The 23,064-nt window shown below is 71.0% G+C and carries 23 protein-coding genes and 1 pseudogene; 11 read left to right on the top strand and 13 right to left on the bottom strand.

The genetic code is table 11. The features are described from left to right. The first annotated feature begins 116 nt into the window (after positions 1-116). A complete protein-coding gene (locus ACFWBQ_RS21535; protein WP_385491291.1) occupies positions 117-1,010 on the top strand; it encodes an ATP-grasp domain-containing protein in 894 nt (297 codons plus the stop codon). 12 nt (positions 1,011-1,022) lie between these two features. On the opposite strand, the gene ACFWBQ_RS21530 is transcribed toward ACFWBQ_RS21535, so the two are convergent. After that, positions 1,023-1,508, bottom strand: a complete 486-nt coding sequence (locus ACFWBQ_RS21530) for a rhodanese-like domain-containing protein (protein WP_385491289.1) — start codon at positions 1,506-1,508, stop codon at positions 1,023-1,025. A gap of 94 nt (positions 1,509-1,602) precedes the next feature. Between ACFWBQ_RS21530 and ACFWBQ_RS21525 the strand changes: the two genes are divergently transcribed. Continuing rightward, positions 1,603-2,049 carry an Lrp/AsnC family transcriptional regulator gene (locus ACFWBQ_RS21525; RefSeq protein ID WP_385491286.1) on the top strand — a complete coding sequence of 149 codons (447 nt, stop codon included), beginning with the start codon at positions 1,603-1,605 and terminating at the stop codon, positions 2,047-2,049. Here ACFWBQ_RS21525 and ACFWBQ_RS21520 read toward each other — a convergent pair. The 3 genes from ACFWBQ_RS21520 to ACFWBQ_RS21510 form a co-directional block, all read right to left on the bottom strand. Next, a complete protein-coding gene (locus ACFWBQ_RS21520) occupies positions 2,039-5,158 on the bottom strand; it encodes an AAA family ATPase (RefSeq protein ID WP_385491284.1) in 3,120 nt (1,039 codons plus the stop codon). The genes ACFWBQ_RS21525 and ACFWBQ_RS21520 overlap by 11 nt on opposite strands. After that, positions 5,155-6,321: an exonuclease SbcCD subunit D gene (locus tag ACFWBQ_RS21515; protein ID WP_385491281.1), complete on the bottom strand. Its 1,167-nt coding sequence runs from the start codon at positions 6,319-6,321 to the stop codon at positions 5,155-5,157. The genes ACFWBQ_RS21520 and ACFWBQ_RS21515 overlap by 4 nt, the downstream gene beginning before the upstream one ends. A gap of 132 nt (positions 6,322-6,453) precedes the next feature. Then, the gene (locus ACFWBQ_RS21510) at positions 6,454-7,089 is read right to left on the bottom strand and encodes a YigZ family protein (protein ID WP_385491279.1); all 636 of its coding nucleotides are present in this window, start codon (positions 7,087-7,089) and stop codon (positions 6,454-6,456) included. A gap of 85 nt (positions 7,090-7,174) precedes the next feature. Here ACFWBQ_RS21510 and ACFWBQ_RS21505 point away from each other — a divergent pair, with 85 nt between their 5' ends. Continuing rightward, positions 7,175-7,591 (top strand): CoA-binding protein, encoded by a 417-nt coding sequence (locus tag ACFWBQ_RS21505; RefSeq protein ID WP_385491276.1) that lies wholly within the window; start codon positions 7,175-7,177, stop codon positions 7,589-7,591. A gap of 36 nt (positions 7,592-7,627) precedes the next feature. Further along, the gene (locus ACFWBQ_RS21500) at positions 7,628-8,434 is read left to right on the top strand and encodes an aminoglycoside N(3)-acetyltransferase (RefSeq protein ID WP_385491273.1); all 807 of its coding nucleotides are present in this window, start codon (positions 7,628-7,630) and stop codon (positions 8,432-8,434) included. Between the two features lie 34 nt (positions 8,435-8,468). Here the strand turns inward: ACFWBQ_RS21500 and ACFWBQ_RS21495 are convergent, their stop codons facing one another. Together ACFWBQ_RS21495 and ACFWBQ_RS21490 are read right to left on the bottom strand one after the other, a co-directional pair. Next, a complete protein-coding gene (locus ACFWBQ_RS21495; RefSeq protein WP_385491270.1) occupies positions 8,469-9,023 on the bottom strand; it encodes a YbaK/EbsC family protein in 555 nt (184 codons plus the stop codon). Positions 9,024-9,054: 31 nt separating this feature from the next. Beyond that, positions 9,055-9,639 carry a helix-turn-helix domain-containing protein gene (locus ACFWBQ_RS21490; RefSeq protein ID WP_385491267.1) on the bottom strand — a complete coding sequence of 195 codons (585 nt, stop codon included), beginning with the start codon at positions 9,637-9,639 and terminating at the stop codon, positions 9,055-9,057. 93 nt (positions 9,640-9,732) lie between these two features. Here ACFWBQ_RS21490 and ACFWBQ_RS21485 point away from each other — a divergent pair, with 93 nt between their 5' ends. Beyond that, entirely contained in the window at positions 9,733-10,599 is an 867-nt protein-coding gene (locus tag ACFWBQ_RS21485) for an EamA family transporter (RefSeq protein ID WP_385491264.1), read from the top strand. Positions 10,600-10,603: 4 nt separating this feature from the next. Here the strand turns inward: ACFWBQ_RS21485 and ACFWBQ_RS21480 are convergent, their stop codons facing one another. Further along, positions 10,604-11,350 carry an acyltransferase gene (locus ACFWBQ_RS21480; protein WP_385491261.1) on the bottom strand — a complete coding sequence of 249 codons (747 nt, stop codon included), beginning with the start codon at positions 11,348-11,350 and terminating at the stop codon, positions 10,604-10,606. Positions 11,351-11,521: 171 nt separating this feature from the next. Between ACFWBQ_RS21480 and ACFWBQ_RS21475 the strand changes: the two genes are divergently transcribed. Further along, the gene (locus tag ACFWBQ_RS21475; protein ID WP_385491258.1) at positions 11,522-12,052 is read left to right on the top strand and encodes a gamma carbonic anhydrase family protein; all 531 of its coding nucleotides are present in this window, start codon (positions 11,522-11,524) and stop codon (positions 12,050-12,052) included. Positions 12,053-12,107: 55 nt separating this feature from the next. On the opposite strand, the gene ACFWBQ_RS21470 is transcribed toward ACFWBQ_RS21475, so the two are convergent. Together ACFWBQ_RS21470 and ACFWBQ_RS21465 are read right to left on the bottom strand one after the other, a co-directional pair. Further along, the gene (locus ACFWBQ_RS21470) at positions 12,108-12,773 is read right to left on the bottom strand and encodes a DedA family protein (protein WP_385491255.1); all 666 of its coding nucleotides are present in this window, start codon (positions 12,771-12,773) and stop codon (positions 12,108-12,110) included. A 137-nt stretch (positions 12,774-12,910) separates the two neighbouring features. Continuing rightward, positions 12,911-13,348: a DUF4442 domain-containing protein gene (locus tag ACFWBQ_RS21465; RefSeq protein WP_385491586.1), complete on the bottom strand. Its 438-nt coding sequence runs from the start codon at positions 13,346-13,348 to the stop codon at positions 12,911-12,913. Between the two features lie 108 nt (positions 13,349-13,456). On the opposite strand from ACFWBQ_RS21465, the gene ACFWBQ_RS21460 reads away from it, so the two are divergent. Then, a complete protein-coding gene (locus tag ACFWBQ_RS21460) occupies positions 13,457-14,488 on the top strand; it encodes a hypothetical protein (protein WP_385491252.1) in 1,032 nt (343 codons plus the stop codon). Positions 14,489-14,554: 66 nt separating this feature from the next. Further along, positions 14,555-15,883: an MFS transporter gene (locus tag ACFWBQ_RS21455; RefSeq protein ID WP_385491249.1), complete on the top strand. Its 1,329-nt coding sequence runs from the start codon at positions 14,555-14,557 to the stop codon at positions 15,881-15,883. Here the strand turns inward: ACFWBQ_RS21455 and ACFWBQ_RS21450 are convergent. The 3 genes from ACFWBQ_RS21450 to ACFWBQ_RS21440 all read right to left on the bottom strand — a co-directional run bounded on the left by ACFWBQ_RS21450 (position 15,845) and on the right by ACFWBQ_RS21440 (position 18,982). After that, on the bottom strand, positions 15,845-16,690 hold the full coding sequence (locus tag ACFWBQ_RS21450) for a spermidine synthase (RefSeq protein ID WP_385491247.1): 846 nt from the start codon (positions 16,688-16,690) through the stop codon (positions 15,845-15,847). The two genes, ACFWBQ_RS21455 and ACFWBQ_RS21450, sit on opposite strands and share 39 nt — an antisense overlap. A 90-nt stretch (positions 16,691-16,780) precedes the next feature. Next, on the bottom strand, positions 16,781-17,950 hold the full coding sequence (gene tuf / locus ACFWBQ_RS21445) for an elongation factor Tu (RefSeq protein ID WP_385491245.1): 1,170 nt from the start codon (positions 17,948-17,950) through the stop codon (positions 16,781-16,783). A 312-nt stretch (positions 17,951-18,262) separates the two neighbouring features. After that, the gene (locus ACFWBQ_RS21440) at positions 18,263-18,982 is read right to left on the bottom strand and encodes a DNA alkylation repair protein (protein WP_385491242.1); all 720 of its coding nucleotides are present in this window, start codon (positions 18,980-18,982) and stop codon (positions 18,263-18,265) included. A gap of 49 nt (positions 18,983-19,031) precedes the next feature. On the opposite strand from ACFWBQ_RS21440, the gene ACFWBQ_RS21435 reads away from it, so the two are divergent. After that, positions 19,032-19,742, top strand: coding sequence for a TVP38/TMEM64 family protein (locus ACFWBQ_RS21435; protein WP_385491239.1), 711 nt, complete (start codon positions 19,032-19,034; stop codon positions 19,740-19,742). 196 nt (positions 19,743-19,938) lie between these two features. Then, a complete protein-coding gene (locus tag ACFWBQ_RS21430) occupies positions 19,939-20,811 on the top strand; it encodes an undecaprenyl-diphosphate phosphatase (protein ID WP_385491236.1) in 873 nt (290 codons plus the stop codon). 820 nt (positions 20,812-21,631) lie between these two features. Here ACFWBQ_RS21430 and ACFWBQ_RS21425 read toward each other — a convergent pair. Further along, positions 21,632-21,988: a VOC family protein gene (locus tag ACFWBQ_RS21425; RefSeq protein WP_385491234.1), complete on the bottom strand. Its 357-nt coding sequence runs from the start codon at positions 21,986-21,988 to the stop codon at positions 21,632-21,634. Positions 21,989-22,115: 127 nt separating this feature from the next. Between ACFWBQ_RS21425 and ACFWBQ_RS21420 the strand changes: the two are divergent. Continuing rightward, positions 22,116-23,038, top strand: a pseudogene (locus tag ACFWBQ_RS21420) (phosphotransferase family protein). Positions 23,039-23,064 lie beyond the last annotated feature (26 nt).

Here is a 23,064-nt window from a genome sequence, read left to right as displayed (position 1 = left end):
GCAGTGACGGGGCCGGCCGGTGGAACCACCGGCCCCGTCGACCCCCGACGCCTCTGCCCACGCGCCCTTTCCGCTTCCGCCGAAGTCCCGGGCAAACTCTCAAGAATGAGTTCCGCATGACTCCGACCGGTTTCCTGTTCTGCTGCGACCCCCTGCGTCCTGGACGCCCCGACCCACAGTTCGCCCAGGAGGCTGCGGCTGCGCGCAGGGCGGGTGCACAGGTGGTTCTGGTCGATCACGACGCGCTGCTCGCCGGGGATGCGGAAGCGGCCGTCGACCGGGTCCGGCGGGACTCGGGGCCGTACTGGTACCGCGGCTGGATGATTCCGCCGGACCGGTACGAGGAGCTGGAGGGGGCGCTGGCCGGGCTCGGCTGCTCGCTCCTCACGGGCGCCGCCGCGTACCGCACCGCGCATGAACTGCCCGGCTGGTACGGGATATTCACCGGTCTCACGCCGCACAGCGTCTGGTGTGCGCTGTCTTCCGGCGTCGCCGCCTCTGCCGACACGGCGTTCTGGTCACGGCTCGCCGGGCCTCTCGGTTCCGGGGCGGGGATCGTGAAGGACTTCGTGAAGTCCCGCAAGCACGAGTGGGACGAGGCGTGCTTCGTACCGGAGCTGTCGGACGGTCCGCGGCTCGCCCGTGTCGTCGGCCGGTTCGTCGAGCTGCAGGGCGACTTCCTGGCCGGTGGCGTGGTATTGCGGGCCTACGAGTCGTTCGTTCCGGGCGGCGAGGCCCGGGTGTGGTGGGTGGACGGCGAGCCCGTGCTGGTGACCGCCCATCCCGACACGCCCGCCCAGGTGCCCGCGCCCGGACTCGACGCCGTCCGTGAGGCGGTGCGCGGCCTCGACTGCCGTTGGGTCACGACGGACGTCGCCCTGCGTGACGACGGGGCGTGGCGGGTGGTGGAGGTCGGCGACGGGCAGGTCAGCGGACTGCCTGCCGGTGACGACGGGGAGGGCCTGTTCGCTGCCCTCCTCGATGCCGCGGGCCGGTCACGCGGGCGCTGACCCGGCCGGTGGTCAGCAGCCGCAGTCGTCGGTACCGACCGGTGCGGTGAGCGGGTCGGCGGTGCGCCGCTCCGCGCCCTGCCAGGTCTCGAACTCGAAGCCCTCGCGCGCCCAGTACTCGAACCCGCCGAGCATCTCCTTCACCTGGTAGCCGAGTTCGGCAAGGGCAAGTGCGGCGCGGGCGGCACCGTTGCAGCCGGGGCCCCAGCAGTAGGTGACCACCGGTACCGCCGGGTCGAGGAGCCCCGGCGCCTGCTCCGCCACGAGTGCGGTGGGCAGGTGCACCGCGCCGGGGATGTGTCCCTGGTCCCAGGCCGCGGTGGACCGGGAGTCCAGAACGACGAAGCCCGGGTCGCCGCCCGCCGCCAGTGCCGCGGCCACGTCCGAGACGTCGGCGTGGAAGGCCAGCGAGGCACCGAAGTACGCGGCAGCGGCTGCGGGGGAGGCCGGCGCAACGCGCAGGACGGGGTTGTCAGTGGTGGTGAGCTGTGAGGTCATACCCAAAAATCTACGATCGGTGATCCTCCGCAGGAAGGAGAGATCCCCGGCACATCGCTTGATCTGCCGGGGATTACCCTGTTGCCTGGCGACCATGACCGACTATTCCCCGGACGCCACGGATTGGCGCATCCTCGATGTCCTGCAGCGCGACGGACGTGCGACTTTTGCCGAGCTGGCCCGCGCCGTCGCCATGTCCCCGAGCGCCGTCACCGAACGCGTGCGCCGCCTCGAGGAGGTGGGGGTGATCAGCGGTTACGCCGCTGTGGTGGACCCGGAGCGGCTCGGGCTGCCGATTCTGGCCCTCGTACGGCTGCGCTATCCGAACGGCAACTACAAGCCGTTCCACGATCTGACGGACACGACACCGGAGATCGTGGAGGCACATCACGTGACCGGGGACGACTGCTTCGTTCTGAAGGTGACCGCCCGTTCGATGCGCCACCTCGAGGAGGTCACGGGGCGGATCGGCACCCTCGGCTCCGTGACCACCAGCATCGTGTACTCCTCGCCTCTCCCCCGCCGGGCGATCAGCCGCTGAACGTGCCCGCCGCGCGATGTCGCACCGCTGAGCCGTGCCGTTCCTTCACCACTTCCAGCTGGGCGGGAATGCGGCGGCGCAGGTCGGCGACATGACTGACGATGCCGACGCTGCGGTCACGCTCGCGCAGCGAGTCCAGGACGTCGAGCACCTCGTCCAGGGTCTGCTCGTCCAGGCTCCCGAAGCCCTCGTCGATGAAGAGCGTGTCCAGCCGTACGCCGCCCGCCTCGTCCGTCACGACATCGGCGAGGCCGAGCGCGAGGGCGAGCGAGGCGAAGAACGTCTCGCCACCGGACAGGGTCGCCGTGTCGCGCTCCCGGCCCGTCCAGGAGTCGACGACGTGCAGCCCGAGTCCTGCCCTGCGCCCCCCGCTCCGCGCGTCGGAGTGGACCAGGGTGTAGCGGCCCGACGACATGCGCTGGAGTCGGGCCGTCGCGGCGGCGGCGACCTGTTCCAGCCGGGCAGCGAGCACGTACGCCTCGAGCCGCATCTTGCGCTCGTTGTCGGCAGAGGTGCCGGCGGTCAGCCCGGCGAGGCGTGCCACCCGGTCGTACTCCTGCCGGAGCGGTCCCAGCCTGCGCACTTCGTCCGCGGCGTGCCGGGAGAGCCGGCCGAGCTCCGTGCAGCGTTCCTGGGCGGCGGCGAGCGCGGCCGCGCTGTCGCGCAGCAGTCGTCCGGACGCGTCGCACGCCGACAGCGCGGCATCCGGAGCCGCCGGCGGGTGCGCTGCGGCTGCCCGTGCGTCCTCCTCGGCGAGCCGGTCGGCGACGGCTGCGTCCTCCGCCTGCCAGGCATCGATCCGGTGCTGGAGTTCCCGCTGGGCGGTGTCGGTGACGAACGCCGAGGCGGCGGCCTGCGGCGTGTCGAACCCGGCCCGGAAGGCGGCATCCGCGAGTGTGCCGTCGGCCTCCTTGCGCCGCTGCGCGGCGCTCTGCTCGGCCCGCAGTGCATCCGCCGCGTCGGCGAGCAGCGAGACCCGGCGCTCCAGCACGTCCGCGTGTGCGGCAACGGAGTCCGATGACCCACGGGCCGTCGCCAGCTCGGCCTCCAGAACAGCCTGCTCCCGCTCGAGGGCTTCCCGCTGCGAGGTACGGGCAGCGGCGCGCCGCTCGGCCTGCTGCCGGGCGTCGAGCCGTCCGAGGTGCTCCCGCTCGGCGGCGGCGAGTGCTTCCCGCGCGCCGTGCATCCCGGCGGCCAGACGGCGTGCTTCCGCGTGCTCCCGGGTCAGCCGGGTGACGACCGCCTCGAGTTCCGCGACGGTTGCCGTACCTCGGCGGGCAGCCTGCCCGGACGCGTCCGTGACCCCGCCCGGTGCCGAGGCACCAAAACCGTCCGCCGGGCCCACCGTTCCCGGGACCCCCGGCACTTCCAGATCCCCCGACGCCTCCGCCCGCGCCGCGGCGAGCCGTTCGCGCAGTACGCCGAGCTCACGCTCCGCCTCCGCGCGGGCCTGCTCCGCGCGCCGATGGGTGGCGAGCGCCGCTTCCTCCGTGGCGCGGTCCACATGGCCCTCTCCCGGGCGGGCGGGCTCCGGGTGGTCGGACGACCCGCACACCGAGCAGGCCACGCCGTCGGCAAGCCCGGCGGCCAACTCCGCCGCGATGTCGCGCAGCCGCCGTTCCCGCAGCCCCAGCCAGGTCTCGTGCGCGTCGAGTGCGTGTTCGCGGGCCGCGGTCAGACTGTCCTCGGCGGCCCCTTCCCGAACGGCGAGCGCGTCGCGCCGACGCGCCGCGTCCAGCCTTCGGCGCGCGGGGTCCAGCCGGCCCGCCAGCTGCTCCGCCCGGGTCGCGGCCTCCTGCGCGCTCTCGATGCGCTCCCGCAGTTCCCGGTGGGTGCCGTCCCAGTCGGCCAGCCAGTCCGCCGCCTCCTGGATCAGTTCGTCGTCTGCACGGGACTGCCGTTCGAGCCCTTCCCGTTCGGCGTCGATCTGCCTGCTGCGCCGTTCGGCGCGGCGGGCGGCCTCGAGTGCGCCGAGGTCCGCCCTGAGGCTGCGCTCCCTGCCGGCAAGCTGTTCGACGCCCGCGTCCGCCAGCTCCCGCGGCAGTTCCGCGCGGGAGCGTTCACGGGCCTCGCTCGCCGCGCGGTGGGCGCGTTCGGCCTCCTCGCGCAGTTCGAGCGCCGGAGCCACGAGGTCCGCCTTGCGTGCGCGGGCGAGCTGTTCGTGGCAACGGTCGCGTTCGGGGCGACGCTCCTCGAGTCCGGCGGCGCGGCGGCGCGTTTCCCCGTACCGCTGCTGCAGGCGGGCGAGCTCGCGCTCGGAGTCCAGTGCGTGGCGCGCGGCGGTGTTCCGGGCCTCCGCCGACGACAGTTCGCACTGCGCGATGTCGAGACGTTCATGTGCGCCGCTGCGTGCGACGGCGGCCCATTGCAGTACGCCCTCGGCGAGTCCGGGTTCACCGGGCCGGTCCTCGGGCAGCGGCGACTCCCGGGCTGCAGGACCGGCCGCCTGTGCGATGCGCTGGGCGAGGGCCAGGATCTGTTCGTCGCCGGTTCGGACCTGGGCTTCCGCCGTACGACGCAGTTCGGCCAGGTGGTCCTCCACTGCGGCGAACCGGCGGGTGTCGAAGAGCCTGCCCAGAAGTTTGCCGCGTGCCTCGGCGTCGGCTCGCAGGAAGCGCGCGAAGTCCCCCTGGGGCAGCAGGACCACCTGGCAGAACTGGTCCCTGCTCATCCCGATGAGCCGGCCGATCTCTTCGCCGATCTCCTGGTGGGAGCGGCTGAGCGCCTGCCAGCCCTTCTCGGGGCCGTACTCGCGCAGCAGGCTCTGCGCCTTTTCCGTCGTGAAGCCGTCGCCCCGCTTCCTGGGACGGGGCTGGGCCGGCCGACGGGTGACCTCCAGGCGGCGCCCTTGGACCGTCAGCTCCAGCCTGACCTCGGTCGGCAGGTCCGCCGGGGCGTGATCGCTGCGCAGGGAGGTGCCGGGGCTCTGCCGGGCTCCGGGCACGGCTCCGTACAGCCCGTAGCAGACGGCGTCGAGGACGGAGGTCTTGCCCGCGCCGGTCGGACCGTGCAGCAGGAAGAGCCCGGCCGAGGAGAGTGTGTCGAAGTCGACTTCCTGGGTGGCGCCGAAGGGGCCGAAGGCGGTGAGGGTGAGCCGGTGCAGTCTCAACGGGACACCTCGTGCACGCTGTCACTCACCCGTACGTCGTCGAATGCGGCGCGCAGCACCGTGCGCTCCTGCTCGCTGGGTCCGCTCCCGCCGCGTACATGGGCCACGAAGTCCTCCGCGATCTGCTGGTCGTCCCGGCCCCGGAGCCGCTGGGCATACGAGGCGAGGGGGTCCTCGGGGGCACGCTCCGGTTCGAACACGAGGCTGAGGGTGTGCGGGAAACGTGCCAGGAGGCGGGCCATCGGCTCGTCGGGCCGCACCGGGTCGGTGAGGGTGGCTTCCACCCAGGACCCCTGGTGCCGTTCCAGGGCCGGGTCATCGAGGAGCGTGTCGAGTCGTCCCCGGAGCCGTACGAGTGCACGAGGGGCCGGGCAGTCGATGCGCTCGGCGGAGAGCTCTCCGCCTGCGCCGAGCTCGATCAGCCACATCGTCTTGCGGTGGGCGGCTTCGGAGAAGGAGTACGCGAGCGGGGAGCCGGAGTACCTGACGCGTTCGGTGACGGTCTGGCAGCCGTGCAGGTGCCCGAGCGCCGCGTAGTCGACACCGTCGAAGACTCCGGCGGGGACGGCGGCGACCCCGCCGACCGTGATGTCACGTTCGCTGTCGCTGGGTTCGCCGCCCGCCACGAACGCGTGAGCGAGGACCACGGAGCGGGTGGTGCCGGATCGGTCGGCGAGATCGGCCCGGACCCGGTCCATGGCGGCGGTCAGGACCGCCTCGTGTCCGGCCTTCGTGGCACCCAGCGTGTCTCTGACGAGCGCGGGTTCCAGATAGGGCAGTCCGTAGAAGGCCACCTCGCCGTACGCATCGCGTAGCACGACGGGGGTTGCGCAGTCCTCCGGATCGGTACGCAGATGGATGCCGGCCCGTGCGATCAGGCCTGCGCCGACGCCGAGCCTGCGGGCCGAATCGTGATTGCCGGAGATCATGACGGTCGGCACGCCGGCGGCTGCGAGCCGGTGCAGCGCGTCGTCGAACAGCCTGACGGCCGCGAGTGGCGGCACGGCCCGGTCGTAGACATCGCCCGCCACGAGCACCGCGTCGACTTCGTGCTCGCGTACGGTCCGCACGAGGTGGTCGAGGTAGTCGGCCTGGGCGTCGAGCATGGGGACGCGGTGGAACGACCGTCCCAGGTGCCAGTCCGAGGTGTGCAGAATCCTCACGACATCACTCCGACGGCTCCGGCCTGCATCTTCCGCTTCCTCCACCCCGGAGCCGCACCAGCCCCGCACCCCGCCCGCCGCGGATTTCCGCAGCCGGCCCGACCACGCTAATGCCGCGGGGCCTCTGATCCCTCATCCGGGTCGGACATCCCCGTACGCCTCGCCACCCAGTTCGAGCGTTGCCGAGCCGGCCGTCGCGTCGGCGAGCCAGGCCCTGAAGCCTTCGACGTCGGCGTCCGGGATCCCGATCTCGATCGTCACGGCCTCCGCGTACCGCACGTCGTGCACGGAGCGGCCGGTCGCGCGCAGATCGTTCTCGAGCTTGCCGGCCCGCTGATGGTCGACCGTGACCGTGGCCAGCCGGAACCGTTGCCGGGTGATCGTGCCCAGCGTGTCGAGCGCTTCCCCGACCGCGCCGCCGTATGCCCGGATCAGCCCGCCGGCACCGAGTTTGACGCCGCCGTAGTAGCGGGTGACCACGGCTACGGCGTACCGCACCTCCCGGCGCATCAGCATCTGCAGCATGGGAACGCCCGCGGTGCCACCCGGCTCCCCGTCGTCACTCGCCTTCTGTACGGAGGCGTCGGCGCCGATCACGTAGGCGAAGCAGTTGTGGCTGGCGGTGGGGTGCTCCTTGCGGATGCCCGCGACGAATTCCTGCGCCTCCTGCTCGGTGGCGGCGGGGGCGAGCGCGCAGAGGAAGCGCGATCGGTTGACCTCGGTCTCGTGCACACCCGCGCGAGCGACTGTCCGGTACTGCTCCTGCATCAGGCCACCCTATGCGCCGTCCGGGGGGGCACCCCTCCTCTCCCCGTGCGGGAATGGTCCGGGGAGACCGTCCGTTGTCCCGGGCATGTACGCAGACGATGAGACGGTCCGCAGGATTCTTCAGGACACGGGCGACACCTGGGCGGTGGTCGGCCTGTCCAACAACCGCTCCCGGGCGGCCTACCGCGTGGCCGAGGTCCTTCAGCGCTTCGGCAAGCGTGTCGTCCCGGTGCATCCCAAGGCGGAAACGGTCCACGGCGAGCAGGGGTACACCGCGCTGGCGGACGTTCCCTTCCCGGTCGATGTCGTGGATGTCTTCGTCAACAGCGATCTGGCGGGCACCGTCGCCGACGAGGCGGTCGCGGCCGGCGCGAAGGCGGTCTGGTTCCAGCTCGGGGTGATCGATGAGACGGCATACGAGCGCGCCCGCGCGGCCGGTCTCGACATGGTCATGGACCGCTGCCCCGCCATCGAAATACCCGCGCTGGCCCGCCGCTCCTGACAGGCACGGTGTCGCACCCGTCCCGCGACGGGGAGAATGCCTGCCGTGACGGAGCAGCTCATCAGCAGTGACCGAGGGGCGGCCCAGCTGTCCCGGCTCGGCGTGGAACGGGGCGGTGTCCTGCTGGTCCACACCTCCATGCGTTCCGTGGGGGGAGACGCCGGGACCATGGTGGAGGCCCTTCGGCAGGCGCTCGGACCGGAGGGGACGCTGGTCGTCCCCTCCTTCACCACGGAGAACTCCGACACCTCACCCCCGTATCTGGACCGTGTACGGGGGCTGAGCGACGAGGCGCGGGCAGCCGTGCGCGCGGCGATGCCCCCGTTCGACCGGGCGACCTCGCCCGCGACCGGCATGGGCCTGCTCGCCGAGACGGTACGTCTGTCACCGGGCGCCGAGCGCAGCGCCCACCCCCAGACGTCGTTCTCAGCCATCGGTCCGGCAGCCGGGAGGCTGCTCGCCCGGCACTCTCCGGACTGTCATCTGGGCGAGAACTCCCCCCTCGCTCGCATGTACGAAGCCAACGCGCGGATTCTGCTCCTCGGCACGGGCTTCGGCACCTGCACAGCCTTCCATCTGGCCGAGTACCGGCGCCCCGACCCGCCGCGCCGCCTCTACCGCTGTGTGATCGCGCCCGGGGGCAGGCGCCAGTGGTGGGAGTACGAGGACGTCGCGCTGGACGACAGCGACTTCCCTGCGCTGGGGCGCGACTTCGAACGGACGGACAGCAGCGGGGCTGTACGGAGCGGCCCGGTGGGCTCGGCACAGAGCCGGCTGATCCGCCTGACCTCGGCGGTGGACTTCGCCGTCGGCTGGTTCAAAAACCACCGCGCCCATTCCTGAAACGGTCCGGGATGCACCTTCCCTCCTGCGGGCTTCAGATCCCCAGACCCTCGACCAGCACCGCTCCCGGCAGTGCCGCCAGCGCCTTGCCCGGGACGATCAGCTTGCCGCGTCGCCGGCCGCTGCCGATCAGCACCCACTCCTCGTCGACCACCGCGGGATCGAGCAGCAGCGGCCAGGTGGCGGGCAGGCCGATCGGGGTGATCCCGCCGTACTCCATGCCGGACTCGCCGACCGCCACGTCCATCGGGGCGAAGGACGCCTTGCGTGCGCCGAGGTGCTTGCGTACCGCACCGTTCACATCGACGCGTGTACGCGAGAGGACCACGCACGCGGCCAGGGTGACCTCGCCGCCCCGCTTTCCCGCCACGACGACGCAGTTGGCCGACCGGTCGAGCAGTTCGGGGCCGTAGTGCTCGACGAAGACCGAGGTGTCGGCGATCGCCGGATCCGTGTCCACGTGGACGATCCGGTCGGCCGGAATGCCGCCCCAGCCCTTGGCCACCGCTTCAGCGACGGACGGGGGCAGCAGGCCGAGGCGGCCGGCAGCGGGAGAGGCGTCCTCGAAGGTACCCAGGGGTGCGCGCATGCGCGTCACGCTAACAGCCCTCTGGCCGAGGTCAGTTACCGTCCCGGCGTACCGGCGGGATCGAGACCGCCATGGTCAGTTCGGCCGGCTCGGGGCCGTCGTTGCGGTAGTTGTGCGGCACGTGCGCCTCGAAGGTCGCGGAGGTGCCGGCCGGCACGGAGTGCTCCACGCCGTCGACGATCAGGGTCAGTACGCCCGCGGTGACATGGAGGAGCTCCACCGTCCCCTCGGGATGCGGGTCGGAGGCACTGCCGTCACCGGGCATCAGATGCCAGGACCAGAGCTCGATCGGCCCTCTGGCTTCCGTACCGACCAGCAGCGTGGTCCAGCTGCCCGCCTCCGTGGACCACATGCGCACGGCCTGGCTCTCGGGCACCAGGCGCACCTGGGACCCCTGCTCGTAGTCGAGAAGGGTGGTGATGCTCACGCCGAGTGCGTCGGCGAGCTTGACGGTGGTGCCGACACTCGGGTTCGTACGCGCCTGCTCGATCTGGATGATCATGCCGCGGCTGACCCCGGCACGGGCGGCAAGGGCGTCGAGGGTGAAGCCGCGCTCGCCCCGCCAGCGCTTGAGGTTGCGTGCGAGCGACTGGGTGAGCTGATCGAGGTCAGACACGTTCCGTCCAATATTTTGGATGACAGGGTCGAAAATAATGCACTACGGTGTGGTGCACCCACCCGATCACCGCACTGTACTGCGAGGCACGCGATGACAGCATTGTTCGCCCTGGCCACGAGCCTCCTGTGGGGGCTGGCCGATTTCGGCGGCGGGCTGCTCACCCGGCGCACGCCCGCGCTCACCGTGGTGGTGGTCTCCCAGTGCATGGCCGCCCTGGTGCTCGGCGTCGTCGTGATCGCGACGGGTGCCTGGAGCGAGGTGGACGGACGGCTCTGGTTCGCGGTCGCGGCCGGCGCCGTCGGACCCGTCGCGATGCTGAGCTTCTACAAGGCGCTGGCCCTCGGCCCCATGGGAGTGGTCTCCCCGCTCGGCGCGCTGGGCGTCGCCGTTCCGGTCGGGGTCGGCCTGATCGTCGGCGAACAGCCGGGGCTGCTGCAGTTCGCCGGTGTCGCCGTGGCCGTCGTCGGGGTGGTCCTGGCCGGCGGGCCGCAACTGCGCGGGGCCCCGGTGCAGCGCCAGGCCGTTTTGCTGACCCTGCTGGCGGCATTCGGTTTCGGAGCGGTGATGGCGCTGATCGCCGAGGCGTCCACGACCGTGACCGGGCTGTTCCTGGCGCTCTTCGTCCAGCGCGTCACCAACATCGCGGTCGGCGGCACGGCCCTGTACGTATCGGTGCGCCGCGGGGGCCGCGCCCTGCCGGAGGAGGGTGGTCGGGCCGTCGTCCTCGCCGCGCTGCCGGCGCTGGCGTTCGTCGGCCTCGCCGATGTCGCCGCGAACGGCACCTACTCGATCGCCGCCCAGCACGGCCCGGTCACCGTGGCCGCCGTCCTGGCCTCGCTGTATCCGGTGGTGACGGCCCTGGCGGCACGTGTTGTGCTGGGTGAACGGCTGCGCGCGGTCCAGGCCGCGGGCGCGGGCCTCGCGCTGCTGGGGACGGTCCTGCTGGCGACGGGTTAGGAACTCAGCCGCGGGAGGTGTCCTCGAGCTGCGCCACTGCCAGCAACTGTTCAGACGTGACACCTTCGGGGATCGGCACCGGTGCGGGTGTGCGCAGCGGCGGCTGCCAGCCGTTCTCGGGGTCCCAGCTCCGTACCACCCGGGCGGGCGCACCCGCCACCACCGCATGGTCGGGCACCTCGCCCCGGACGACGGCTCCCGCGGCGACCACCACGTTGCGCCCGAGCCTGGCCCCCGGCAGGACCACCGCTCCGGTGCCGATCCAGCAGCCGGGACCGATCACGACGGGCTCCATCCGGGGCCACTGCTTCCCGACGGGCTCGTGGGGGTCGTCGTAACTGTGGTTGGTGGAGGTGATGTAGACGTACGGACCGCAGTACGTGTTCGAGCCGATCGTCACGGTCGTATCGGCGATGACGTGGCTGCCGCGGCCCAGCACCACACCGTCGCCCAGGGTCAGGATCGGCTCCGAACCCAGGTCCAGATCGGGCATCAGTCCGGCCGTGAGCGTCACCTGTTCGCCGATGATGCAGTGGTCGCCGAGCTCGATCCACGACTCGCCGAACACGGTGCCCTGCGGGAAGGCGAGCCGGGTCCCGGCGCCGATGCGGCCGAACCGCAGCCGCCCAGGATGCTGCGCGGTGACCGCGCCGGACTCCTGCACCCAGGCCCAGCCCCGGTGGACGGCGCGGGACAGGACGCGCCGCCGCCAGAGGGCCACGGACGAGAACGTGTTTCTGTTCTTCGGCACCCGCTCACGGTAGTCGGCCGGAACGGAACCGGCCCTCGCGGCAGGCTGTGATGTTCACCCCACCGCACCGGGACGCAGAGGCCGTCGCTTACGGTTCCTCTGGCGCGAGGGCACGAGGGCACGAGCCCGCGTCCTCATCACCCCAGCACCCCAGCACCCCAGGAGCAGACGATGGCAGAGCAGGCGTTGGTCACCGGCATCGGCGGCAAGGAGCCGGACATCGACCCGGACGCCTTCGTGGCACCGACCTCCGTCGTCATCGGCGAGGTCTCGATGGCCCCGGGCTCCAGCGTCTGGTACCAGGCCGTGCTGCGCGCCGACTGCGGCCCGATCTCCCTCGGCCCCGACAGCAACATCCAGGACAACTGCAGCGTCCACACCGATCCCGGCTTCCCGCTCACGGTCGGCGCCCGGGTCTCCGTCGGCCACAACGCCGTCCTGCACGGCTGCGTCATCGAGGACGACGTCCTGGTCGGCATGGGCGCCACTGTGCTCAACGGGGCGCACATCGGGGCCGGCTCGCTGGTCGCCGCGCAGGCCCTCGTGCCGCAGGGGATGCAGGTCCCGCCGGGTTCGCTCGTCGCCGGCGTGCCCGCCAGGGTCAAGCGGGAAGTGACTGCCGAGGAGCTCGAGGGAATCCGCTTCAACGCGCTCGGCTACGTGGAGCTGGCGAAGGCGCACCGCCGGGCTCACAAGGCCTGATGCCGGCAGCCGGGCCCCGGCGCACTCCCGGGGCAGCAGGCCGCAGTCGCCCGGGTCAGTCGCCGGCAGGTACCGCCTCCGGCTCGGACGCCGCCGCGGGGCGGTCCGTCGTCTGTTGCGCGGCCTTCTTCGCCCGGTTCTTCAGCACAAGCATCGACGTCAGGCCGATCAGCACGGCGGCCACGAGGCCCAGCCACGAGAAGCGCTTGAGCCATGCCTCGGCAACGACACCCACCGTGTAGATGACGGCCGTGGTGCCACCGGCCCAGACGATGCCGCCGAGCACGTTGGCGATCAGGAACTTCCAGTACGGCATGCGCAGAACGCCGGCCAGCGGTCCGGCGAAGATCCGCAGCAGTGCGACGAAGCGGCCGAAGAAGACCGCCCAGACGCCCCACTTCTCGAACGACCGCTCCGCCAGTGCGATCTGGGCCTCTCCGAAGTGCTTGGGGAATCTGCCGCCGAGCCAGGCGAGCAGAGGACGGCCTCCCCTGCGGCCGATGGCATAGCCGATCGAGTCACCGATGATCGCTCCGGCCGACGCGCAGGCGCCGAGCACCACGGGGTCGATATCGCCGTGCTGGGATGCGAGGAGCGCCGAACTGACGAGGATGATCTCGCCCGGCAGCGGAATACCCAGGCTCTCGAGCCCGATGACGACCCCCACCAGGAGGTAAATGCTGACCGCGGGTACGGTCTCGAGCCACTCCTGGACGTGCAACGCCGGTCCCTCCGTAAGAATTCTGCCGCCGCGCACTCCGCCGGCACACGGCGGGCAGCCTACCTGGCCCGGACAGCACGAAGGGCCGCCGCTCCCCTGCTCGGGGTGTGCGGCGGCCCGGTGCGGATCGGTGCGGGTCAGCGGTTCGGACGCAGAGTCCAGATCACGGTCATCTCGCTCGTCACGGCGCCGTCGGCACGCCGTATCTCCACATTGATGGGGAATTCCGGCCGCTTGCCCTCGTCGAGTTCGGCGATGACGTCCGCCACCGGACGGCCCAGCGTCGCGGTCGCCGTGACGGCGCCCATCGCCACCTTCTTGAAGGCCATCTCCGAGGTGACGGGGAGCGGCACGGCCCGCGCCATCTGGTCGCCGAAAGCGGCAATGACGATCGCGCCGCTCGCGGACTCGGCCAGGGTGAACATCGCTCCGGCGTGCGGTCCGCCGAGGTGATTGTGGTACTCGGCCTGGTCCGGCAGCGAGAGGACAGCCCGCTCCGGGCTCGTTTCGAGGTACTGCAGGTTGAGGGTCCTGACCATCGGAACGGTCGCGGACAGCATCTCGCCGACTGTCATCTCTTCAGTGCTCATGAACGAATGTTACTCACGAGTACAAGGCTTTGGCCATCTCCTCACAGGGGCGGCCGTAGCAGTGGGCGCCGCGCCCCTCTATGGTTACTGGCCATGTGGCCAGGACAGCAGCCGCCCGGGGGCGAGCAAAACCCGCAGGACCAGAATCAGAACCCGTACCAGCAGCCGGGGTACCAGCAGCCGAATCCCTACCAGCAGCCGGGATATCAGCAGCAGGGCCAGCCCGGGCAGCAGCCGGGCTACCCGCAGCCGAACCCGTACCAGCAGCCCACCGTGCCGCAGTACGCGGTGCCGGGGCCGCCCGGCGGCCCGCAGCCGGACGACAAGAAGAAGACCGCGATCGTCGCGATCGTCGCCGCCACCGCAGTCGTCGTGGCGGCCGTCGTCACCGGCGTCGTCGTCATGAACAAGGACGACGGCAAGGGCGGCACGACAGTCGCCGACGACAAGAAGGTGTCGCCGTCCGCGAAGCCCTCCGACGCCACCTCCTCGCCCGCGGCCAACCCTCGGGGCGGTGAGGAGGCCGCGCCGACGATCCCCGGCTGGAAGGTCGTCACCAATCCCAAGTGGGGCACCCAGTTCGACGTGCCGGGCGACTGGGAGGTCTCGGCCGCCGGTGTGTTCTCCGGCTTCGAGGACGTCAAGAAGCCCGAGGGCCCGCCCGCCGTCGGCTTCTCCGCACCGGCCCACTACAAGAGCAAGTGGTGCGTCGACGACTCCGACAAGGACGGCCGCAGCGAGGACACCGGTCTGGCCGGTGTCGGCACCAAGGGCGGCCAGGGCGCCAAGAGCACCGACGAGGCCGCCACGAACGAGGCCGCCAACTGGGTATGGGCCGCCTACGCCCAGGAGGACCCGAAGGAGAAGGTCAAGATCGGCAAGCCCAAGCCGTACACGACCAAGTCCGGCCTCTCCGGCAGCGTGGTGACAGCCACCGCGACGGGGCTCGCCAACAAGGACAAGTGCGACACCGACGGCAAGTCGATCGCGTTCACCTTCAAGAACGCCAAGGCCGAGTACTCGTCCTGGATCCTCTACGCCAACGCGGGCGTGGCCGACGAACTCCCGGACGCCACCATCCAGAAGATCCTCAGCACGGTCCGGCTCGCGGAGAGCACGTCCTGACCCTCCGCGCCCGCGGTGCGGCCAATCCATTTGGCAGCAAGGGGCCTCGGCGGGGATAGTCCCCTGGTGACTTCCGCCTCCGCATCTCCGCCCCCCGCGCTCCGCTCCCTGCGGACCGGCCGTAACTTCGGTCTGCTGACAGCCGCCGCGATCATCACGAGCCTGGGTACCCACGGCGCGCTGATCGCGGCGGCGTTCGCGGTTCTGGAGTCGGGGGGCGACGGCGGCGACGTCGGCCTGGTCGCCGCCGCACGTACGGCGCCGCTCGTGCTCTTCCTGCTGATCGGCGGTGCGATCGCCGACCGGCTGCCACGGCACCGGGTGATGGTCGCGGCGAACTCGCTCAACTGCGTCTCCCAGGCGGTGTTCGCCTGGCTGGTCCTGACCGGCGACGCCCAGCTGTGGCACATGATGCTCCTGACCGCGCTGTGCGGCACCGGGCAGGCCTTCTTCAGTCCCGCTGCCGAGGGCATGCTGATGTCCAGCGTCAGCGGCGAACAGGCGAGCCGCGCCTTCGCCCTCTTCCGGATGTCCATGCACGGTGCGGCCATCGGCGGCGCGGCACTCGGTGGCGCCATGATCGCCGCGATGGACCCCGGCTGGGTGCTGGCGGCCGACGCGGCGGCGTTCGCCGTCGCGGGTGCGCTCCGGGCCTTCCTCGACGTGAGCCACATTCCGAAGCGCGCTCCGGGCGGCGGGCTGCTCGCCGATCTGCGCGACGGCTGGCAGGAGGTCGCGAGCCGCCCCTGGCTCTGGGCCATCGTGCTGCAGTTCTCCGTGGTCGTGGCCGTCGTGGGCGCCGCCGAAGCGGTGTACGGGCCGTTGGTCGCCCGGGACGAGCTCGGTGGGGCGCGCCCGTGGGGGTTCGCGCTCGCCGCGTTCGGCGTCGGCACGCTGGGCGGGGCGCTGCTGATGATGCGCTGGAAGCCCAGACGGCTGCTGCTCGCCGGGACGCTCTGTGTGTTCCCGCTGGCGCTGCCCTCGGCCGGCCTCGCTGTTCCACTGCCGGTGGCCGGTCTCTGCGGGGTGATGTTCGTGACCGGGGTCGCCATCGAGGTGTTCGGCGTCTCCTGGATGACGGCGCTTCATCAGGAGATCCCGGAGGAGAAGCTGTCCCGGGTCTCGGCGTACGACTGGTTCGGCTCTGTCGCGATGGTGCCGCTGGCCACGGCAGCGGCCGGTCCGGTGGAGACACTGGTCGGCCGCAGCGAGGCCCTGTGGGGCTGTGCCGTCCTGATCGTGGTGGTGACGGCAGGGGTGCTGCTCGTCCCGGATGTACGGAACCTGACCCGGCGCAGCGCTGTGAAGGCGGCCGGCAACGCGACGCCCGGGCCGCCTGCGCAGGAGCGCCGGGTGTCAGCCGATGCTGAAGGCTCCGTCGGGGGGCTCGGGTGAGGCGACCGCGTCGGCGTCCCGTACGGGTTCGGCGCCACCGACGAGCCGGGTGAGCGCGGTCCCGTACGTGACCCTGGCGGGGAACACGTCCGCGGCGCACAGCCTCGTCAGCGGTGCGATGCCGAGAGGGCTCCGCGAGGCGACGAGCACGACGTTGCCGAAGCGCCGGCCGCGCAGTACGGCCGGCTCCGCGATCAGCGCGATCTCGTCGAAGACCTCGGCGAAGTTGGCGAGCTGCGGGCGCAAGAAGCCGAAGGGTGCGCTGTCTGCCAGGTTGGCCGCGTAGATTCCCCCAGCACGCAGGACCCGCCCGGCAGCCCGTGCGTACTCGACGGAGGTGAGGTGGGCGGGTACCCGTGCGCCGCCGAAGACATCGGCGATCAGCAGGTCCGCAGACTCCTCCGGTGCCTGCTCCAGCCAGCCCCGGGCATCGGTGCCGTGCACGGTGATCCCGGCCGCTTCGGGCATCGGCAGATGCTCGCGGACCAGCTCGATCAGCCCCCGGTCGGCCTCGGCCACGTCCTGCCGGGAGCGGGGGCGGGTCGCCGCGACGTAGCGGGGCAGCGTGAGCGCGCCGCCGCCGAGGTGCACGGCGTCCAGCGGCGCACCGGGCTCGCCCGCCAGGTCCACGACGTGGGCGAGCCGCCGTACGTACTCGAAGTCGAGGTACTCCGGATCGTCGAGGTCGACATACGACTGCGGGGAGCCGTCGACCGTGAGCAGCCAGGCCCGGTCCCTGTCCACATCCGGCAGCAGCCGGGCGGTGCCGAAGTCGGTGGTGCGGATGACGGGTATCGGCTCGTTCACACCTCTATTGTTCCCTCATTTCGAGGGGGTGCCGGACACACGGAACCCGCCCCCCGTGAAGGTCGGGGGGCGGGTTCCGCAGCGTCGGAGTCAGAGCAGGCCGGTGACCGTACCGGCGCCGACGGTCCTGCCTCCCTCGCGGATCGCGAAGCCGAGACCGGACTCCAGCGGGATGTCACGGCCGAGCTCGATGGTCATGATGACCGTGTCGCCGGGCCGTGCCACCGCTGTTTCGCCGAGGTCGACGTCGCCGACCACGTCCGCCGTACGGATGTAGAACTGCGGCCGGTAGCCGGTGGTGACCGCTGTGGTGCGGCCTCCTTCCCGCGCCGACAGGACGTACACCTGCGCGGTGAAGCGCCGGCTCGGACTGACGCTTCCTGGAGCCGCCACCACATGGCCGCGGCGGACCCGGTCGCGCTCCACTCCGCGCAGGAGCAACGCGACGTTGTCCCCGGCCTCCGCGGACTCCATCGGCTTGCCGAAGGTCTCCAGGCCGGTCACGACCGTCTCGATGTCCGCGCCGAGCACCGACACCCGGTCCCCCACACGCACCGTGCCGCGCTCCACGGCGCCGGTGACGACGGTGCCGCGGCCCGTGATGGTGAGCACGTTCTCCACGGACAGCAGGAACGGCGCATCGGTGTACCGCACCGGCATCGGTACGTACGTGTCGATCGCGTCCAGCAGCCCGTCGATGGACGCCGTCCAGCGCGGGTCCCCCTCCAGTGCCTTGAGGCCCGACACCCGTACGACGGGCACCGTGTCGCCGCCGTAGCCGTGCGCAGAGAGCAGCTCACGGACCTCCAGCTCGACCAGGTCGGTCAGCTCGGGGTCACCCGCGTCGGCCTTGTTGAGGGCCACGACGATGTGGTCGACGCCGACCTGACGGGCCAGCAGGACGTGCTCCGCGGTCTGCGGCATGATCCCGTCGAGCGCGGAGACGACGAGGATCGCCCCGTCGAGCTGCGCCGCTCCCGTGACCATGTTCTTGATGTAGTCGGCGTGGCCGGGCATGTCGACGTGCGCGTAGTGCCGGGTGTCGGTCTCGTACTCGACGTGCGAGATGTTGATGGTGATGCCGCGCTGCGCCTCCTCGGGCGCCCGGTCGATCCGGTCGAACGGCACAAAGGTGCCGCTGCCGCGGTCGCTGAGGACCTTGGTGATGGCGGCGGTCAGGGTGGTCTTGCCGTGGTCGACGTGGCCCATGGTGCCGATGTTCAGGTGCGGCTTGGTGCGCACGTATGCCGTCTTGGGCATGGCTCATTCCTTGGAATTCGAAGCTGAGAAGAGAAGACCCCAGGGCCCCGCCGACCCTCCCCTTACGGGGTCCGCCGGACTGTCGGGGGAGGGTCAGCTTCGGGCGCCGCCGATGGGCGCTGCTGCGGGTGCTGCTGCTGTTGCGGCCGCAGGGCTCACGGCAGCCTTCGGCGTGTCCGCGACTGCGGACTGCGCTGCGAGGAAGGCGTACCGGAACATGCCCTGATCATGGCGGAGCGGTGCGTAGGCGTCGAATGGTTTTCGAGAGGGGCCGGACGGACCTGCCGCACAGGGGAGTTCAGCCCGTGGCGGTCATCGCACGTTCTTGAGGGCCTCGCGGACGGACAGCGGGGAGAGCCTGTCCCGGGCGCCGTCGACGAACTCGCGCACGGCATCCGGGTCGGTCTTCGCGTACTCGCGCAGGCACCAGCCGATCGCCTTGCGGATGAAGAAGTCCGGGTGGTCGGCCCGCACCAGGCAGTAGCCGAACAGCCGACCGGTGTCGGTCAGATTCCTGTACCGCAGTTGGTGGAGCAGTGCCGTGCGGGCGACCCAGAGGTCGTCGTCCTCGATCCACCGGTCCATCGCCGTCGCGAGCACCGGGTCGGCGGCCACCAGCGGACCGGCGACATGGGCGGCGAGCACGTCGACGGTGTCCCACCAGGCCCTGGTGGAGACAAGATGACGCAGGACCGGGAGGAATCCGGAGGAGCAGCACGCCACATGACGGCGCAGGTAGTCGGCGGCGAAGTACTGGTACTCGCGCTCCGGCAACTCCCAGCAGCGCAGGGCGATCGCCGTGCAGTCCGCCTCGTCCGGCCGCCCTGTTCCGGCCAGCACGGTCCGCGAAAGGGCCCGCCGCCGTGGGGTGGCGATGCCGAGGAACGGGGCGATGTTCTTCATGTACGCGGCTGCCGACGCCGCTCGTTCCGGGTCCGCGGCCCGGGAGTAGACAGCCGTGAGCCGCTCGAGCACGGTGTCGGCCGGCTCGCTGGCCGGCACCGTGGGGGCGGCGTGCGCTGCGGGCCTCATGGACTGCACATTACGGCGATCACACGTCTGTTTCGGTTACTCTCCCCGCATGTTCGACCCCGTCCCCGCCGCCCGGCCCGCCGGCGGTCTCGCAGTGCGTTGTACGAGGGTGCTGCTCTCACCCTGGTCCCGGCTCTCCCTGCTCGTGGCGGTGCTGTTGGCTGCTGCCACCACCATGCTGCTGTTCGAACCACAGCGGCTGCTCTCCTCCGGATGGCCACCACAGCTGACCGGTTCGGCCGCAGCCATGCTGTTCGGCGTCGTGTACGGCGTGTGCACCGTGGCGTTCGTACCGCGTCCTCTGCTCAACCTCGCCGCCGGCGCGCTCTTCGGTGCGCAGACCGGCCTGGCGGCGGCTCTGGCGGGCACCGTGCTCGGCGCGGGTGTCTCCTTCATGCTCGGTCGCGTGCTGGGGCAGGACGCCCTCCGTACACTCCTGCGCGGCCGGTGGCTGAAGGCCGCGGACGGACTGCTGAGCCGGCACGGTTTCCGCTCCATGCTGGCGCTACGGCTCTTCCCCGGCGTGCCGTTCGCCGCCGCCAACTACTGTGCGGCGACCTCCCGGATGGGATATCCGCCGTTCCTGCTGGCCACCGGGCTCGGTTCGATCCCCAATACGGCTGCGTACGTCGTCGCGGGCAGTGAGGCCTCCTCGCCGACCTCGCCCGCCTTCCTGGCGGCCATGGGCTTCATCGTGCTGTCGGGGGCGGGTGCGGTCCTGGTCGCCTGGCGCAAGCGTCACCGGCTGGGCGTTTCCTGAACGGCGGACGGGCTTGCCGGCGGGGGCAGCCGGGAGTCCGTTCACTTACAGGCGATACGCTGCCCGCGACCGAAAGACGATCTCCGGGGCCGCGACACCGTCCCCTTTTTTCCCTTTTTGACCGCTTCCGCACGCTGTCGACGGCCTGAGTCTCCGTCGGACGTTGCATGATCACCTCCGGGATGGCCAAAGCCCCATGAGCTGGTTCGAATCATTCGTCCTGGGCCTCGTTCAGGGACTGACCGAGTTCCTGCCGATCTCCTCCAGCGCACATCTGCGGCTGACCGCCGCGTTCGCCGGCTGGCACGACCCGGGTGCGGCGTTCACCGCCATCACGCAGATCGGCACCGAGGCTGCGGTCCTCATCTATTTCCGCAAGGACATCGTCCGGATCATCTCGGCCTGGTTCCGGTCGCTGACGAACGCGTCGATGCGCAGCGATCACGATGCCCAGATGGGCTGGCTGGTGATCATCGGTTCGATTCCCATCGGTGTGCTCGGTGTGACGTTCAAGGACCAGATCGAGGGTCCCTTCCGTGACCTCCGCCTGATCGCGACGACGCTGATCGTCATGGGCATCGTCCTCGGCATCGCGGACCGGCTCGCTGCCCGCGACGAGACCGGCGGAAAGCACCGTGCGATCAAGGAGCGCAAGTCGCTGAAGGAACTGGGCGTCAAGGACGGCCTGATCTTCGGCTTCTGCCAGGCAATGGCCCTGATCCCGGGCGTCTCCCGCTCGGGCGCCACGATCAGCGGCGGGCTGCTCATGGGATACACCCGCGAGGCAGCGGCCCGCTACTCCTTCCTTCTTGCCATTCCGGCGGTACTGGCCTCGGGCGTGTTCGAGCTGAAGGACGCAGGCGAGGGGCATGTCTCCTGGGGGCCGACGATCTTCGCGACGTTCATCGCGTTCGGCGTGGGCTACGCCGTGATCGCGTGGTTCATGAAGTTCATTACGACGAAGAGCTTCATGCCGTTCGTCATCTACCGCGTGATTCTGGGCATTGTGTTGTTCGTGCTGATCGGAGCCGGTTCCCTGAGTCCCCACGCCGGTGAATCCGCGGGCTGAGAAGCCCGGTCGGAGGCAGGCCCGATCCGCATGCCCGGATCGGGCCCGGCTCCGTGGACGAGCTGTCTCCTCACCGTGCATCCCGGACCGGCGGTGAGCGCGGTGCGGTACTGCGATCAATCCCGGCAGCAGCACGCCGCGATGGGGGCCCAGGCTCTCGATGATCACGTGCGGAGCCGGTCCGGTTCGTGGCAGGATGACGGCATGCTGATCCGAAAGGCCGATGCCGCGTAGGCGTCCGAACGCCGTCCGCGCCGAGCGGTGGCGGCCACGTAGATATGTACCGGTACGCCGGATCCGTGGTGTTTCCGCAGCAACCCGCGTGACGATCCGGAAGCTGGAGGAGAACCGGCTATGGCCCGGAGCCGTGGCTGCCGCCCTGGCCGAGTGCCGACGGTATGTGGATCAGCCGGGCCGTGTTCTGCCTGATCCAGTGATGGCCTGTGAGTGCTGTGATCCTCTGGTGGCGCGTGACCTCCTGGAGGACGTGCTGCTGTGGCTTCCCCGCGGTGCTCGATCAGACCTTGGCCGGATGATCGCCGGACTGGACGCTGATTTCGATCGCCGCAGCGTTCCCCTCAACCCGCCCCTCATGCCGGCAAGCCCCCATGGTGCCTGCGGGTGGTGGCGTCGGCGCCTGTCGGAGAGCTGATGGGCTGGTGGGGCACTTTCCGATACCGAGCCCGCCTCTTCCGTTGTCCGGCGCGGGCGCGGGTAGAGGCAATTCGGCAGGAGTCGTTGTCGGTCCCGGCGATGTTGCCGCCGGGTGAGTCGCTCGACGACGGCCTGCGCAGAGACCGGGCCGGTGAAGCTCTCTTGGTCAGGAACTCGGGTCCGGCGGCTGGTGCAGTCCGAAGGGGGAACCCTGGTCGTCGTGGCAGAGCTGGAAGCGGCCGAACCGGGCGACCGACCCTTCGTCGCTTCCCAGGTCGATGTCGTCGACCCGGCCGCCGAGTTCGCGGACGCGTGCCACGGCGGACGGCATGTCGTCGACGGCGAAGAACAGGTACGGGCTCGCGCCCGCGTCCCCGCCGGGAACGTTGGGCGTACCGATCGCGAACCCGCCGCCGTCGGCCGGGCCGGGATCGAAGGTCCAGCCGAACAGCCCGCCGTAGAACGTCCGCGCCTGCTCGGGGTCGCCCGCACCCAGCTCGAAGAAGGAGACCTCACCGGCCATCGCGGGCACCTGCCGTCCGCTCGGAGATTTTCGGTCCACGCTACGGCCGGCCGGGGCCCGGTGCACTCCGCCGGGCCGCAGGGAAACCGCGTTGCCATCCGTTTCCCGGCTCCCTACGGTGCAGCGCATGCTGCCTGAGGTGAATACGGACGAGGAGTGGGACGCGGTCGTACCGGACGAGGCCGTGATGCGTCCTGGCGCGGAGGACCTCTGTGCGCGGCTCGGGCTCGCCGGAGCCGCCCTCACCCGCTTCCCGGAAGGTTCCCAGCCGGTGTACGCGGTCGGGGGCGAGCACGTACTCAAGTTGTTCCCTGGCGCGGCTGCCGAGGACGGCATCGCCGAAGGACGCGTGCTGACTCATCTCCAGCGGCGGCTGCCCGTCCCCACACCCGAGGTACACAGCTTCGGACCGTACGAGAACGGCTGGCACTACGTGCTGATGTCCCGGCTGCACGGTGAAGGCCTCGCCGTCGCCTGGGAACGCATGCCGCGGACGGACCATGAGCGGATCGTGAGCGAGGCCGGTGAGACGCTCGCCGCCCTGCACGCACTCGACACCGAGCCGCTCGCGGATGTACTCGGCCCAGGTGACTGGAGTGCGTTCCTGGGCCGGCAGCGGGCAGGCGCCGTCGGGCAGCAGCGGCAACGGGGGCTGGCGGGGGCCTGATCGGAGCAGATCTCCGACTTCCTCGACCGGGTGCGGCCGCCCGCCGCTCCTCGATCCGCCCTCCTGCACACGGAGTTCATGCGCGAGCACCTGCTCGTGGACGCGGGCAGCCCCCGGCTCACCGGGCTGTTCGATTTCGAGCCCGCGATGATCGGCGACCCTGCCTACGACTTCGTGGCTGTCGGACTGTTCGTGACCCGTGGGGACCGGCGGTTGATGACGCGGCTCCTGAAGGCGTACGGCCGGACCTTCGAACCGTCCGAACTCCTGGCGTACACGCTGCTGCACGTGTACAGCAACCTTCCCTGGTATCTGCGGGAGCTGCCCGCTCCTGCCGACGCACTCTGGACTCACTCGCGGACATGTGGTTCGGCGCCCTTTGACCCGCGCCGGTCACGGACGCCGCCGG

Origin of the sequence: Streptomyces sp. NPDC060035, from assembly GCF_042736635.1 — a bacterium.
Classification (GTDB): Bacteria; Actinomycetota; Actinomycetes; order Streptomycetales; family Streptomycetaceae; genus Streptomyces.
Note: the sequence above shows the minus strand (reverse complement) of the source record. Positions and strands in the feature narration are given on the sequence as shown.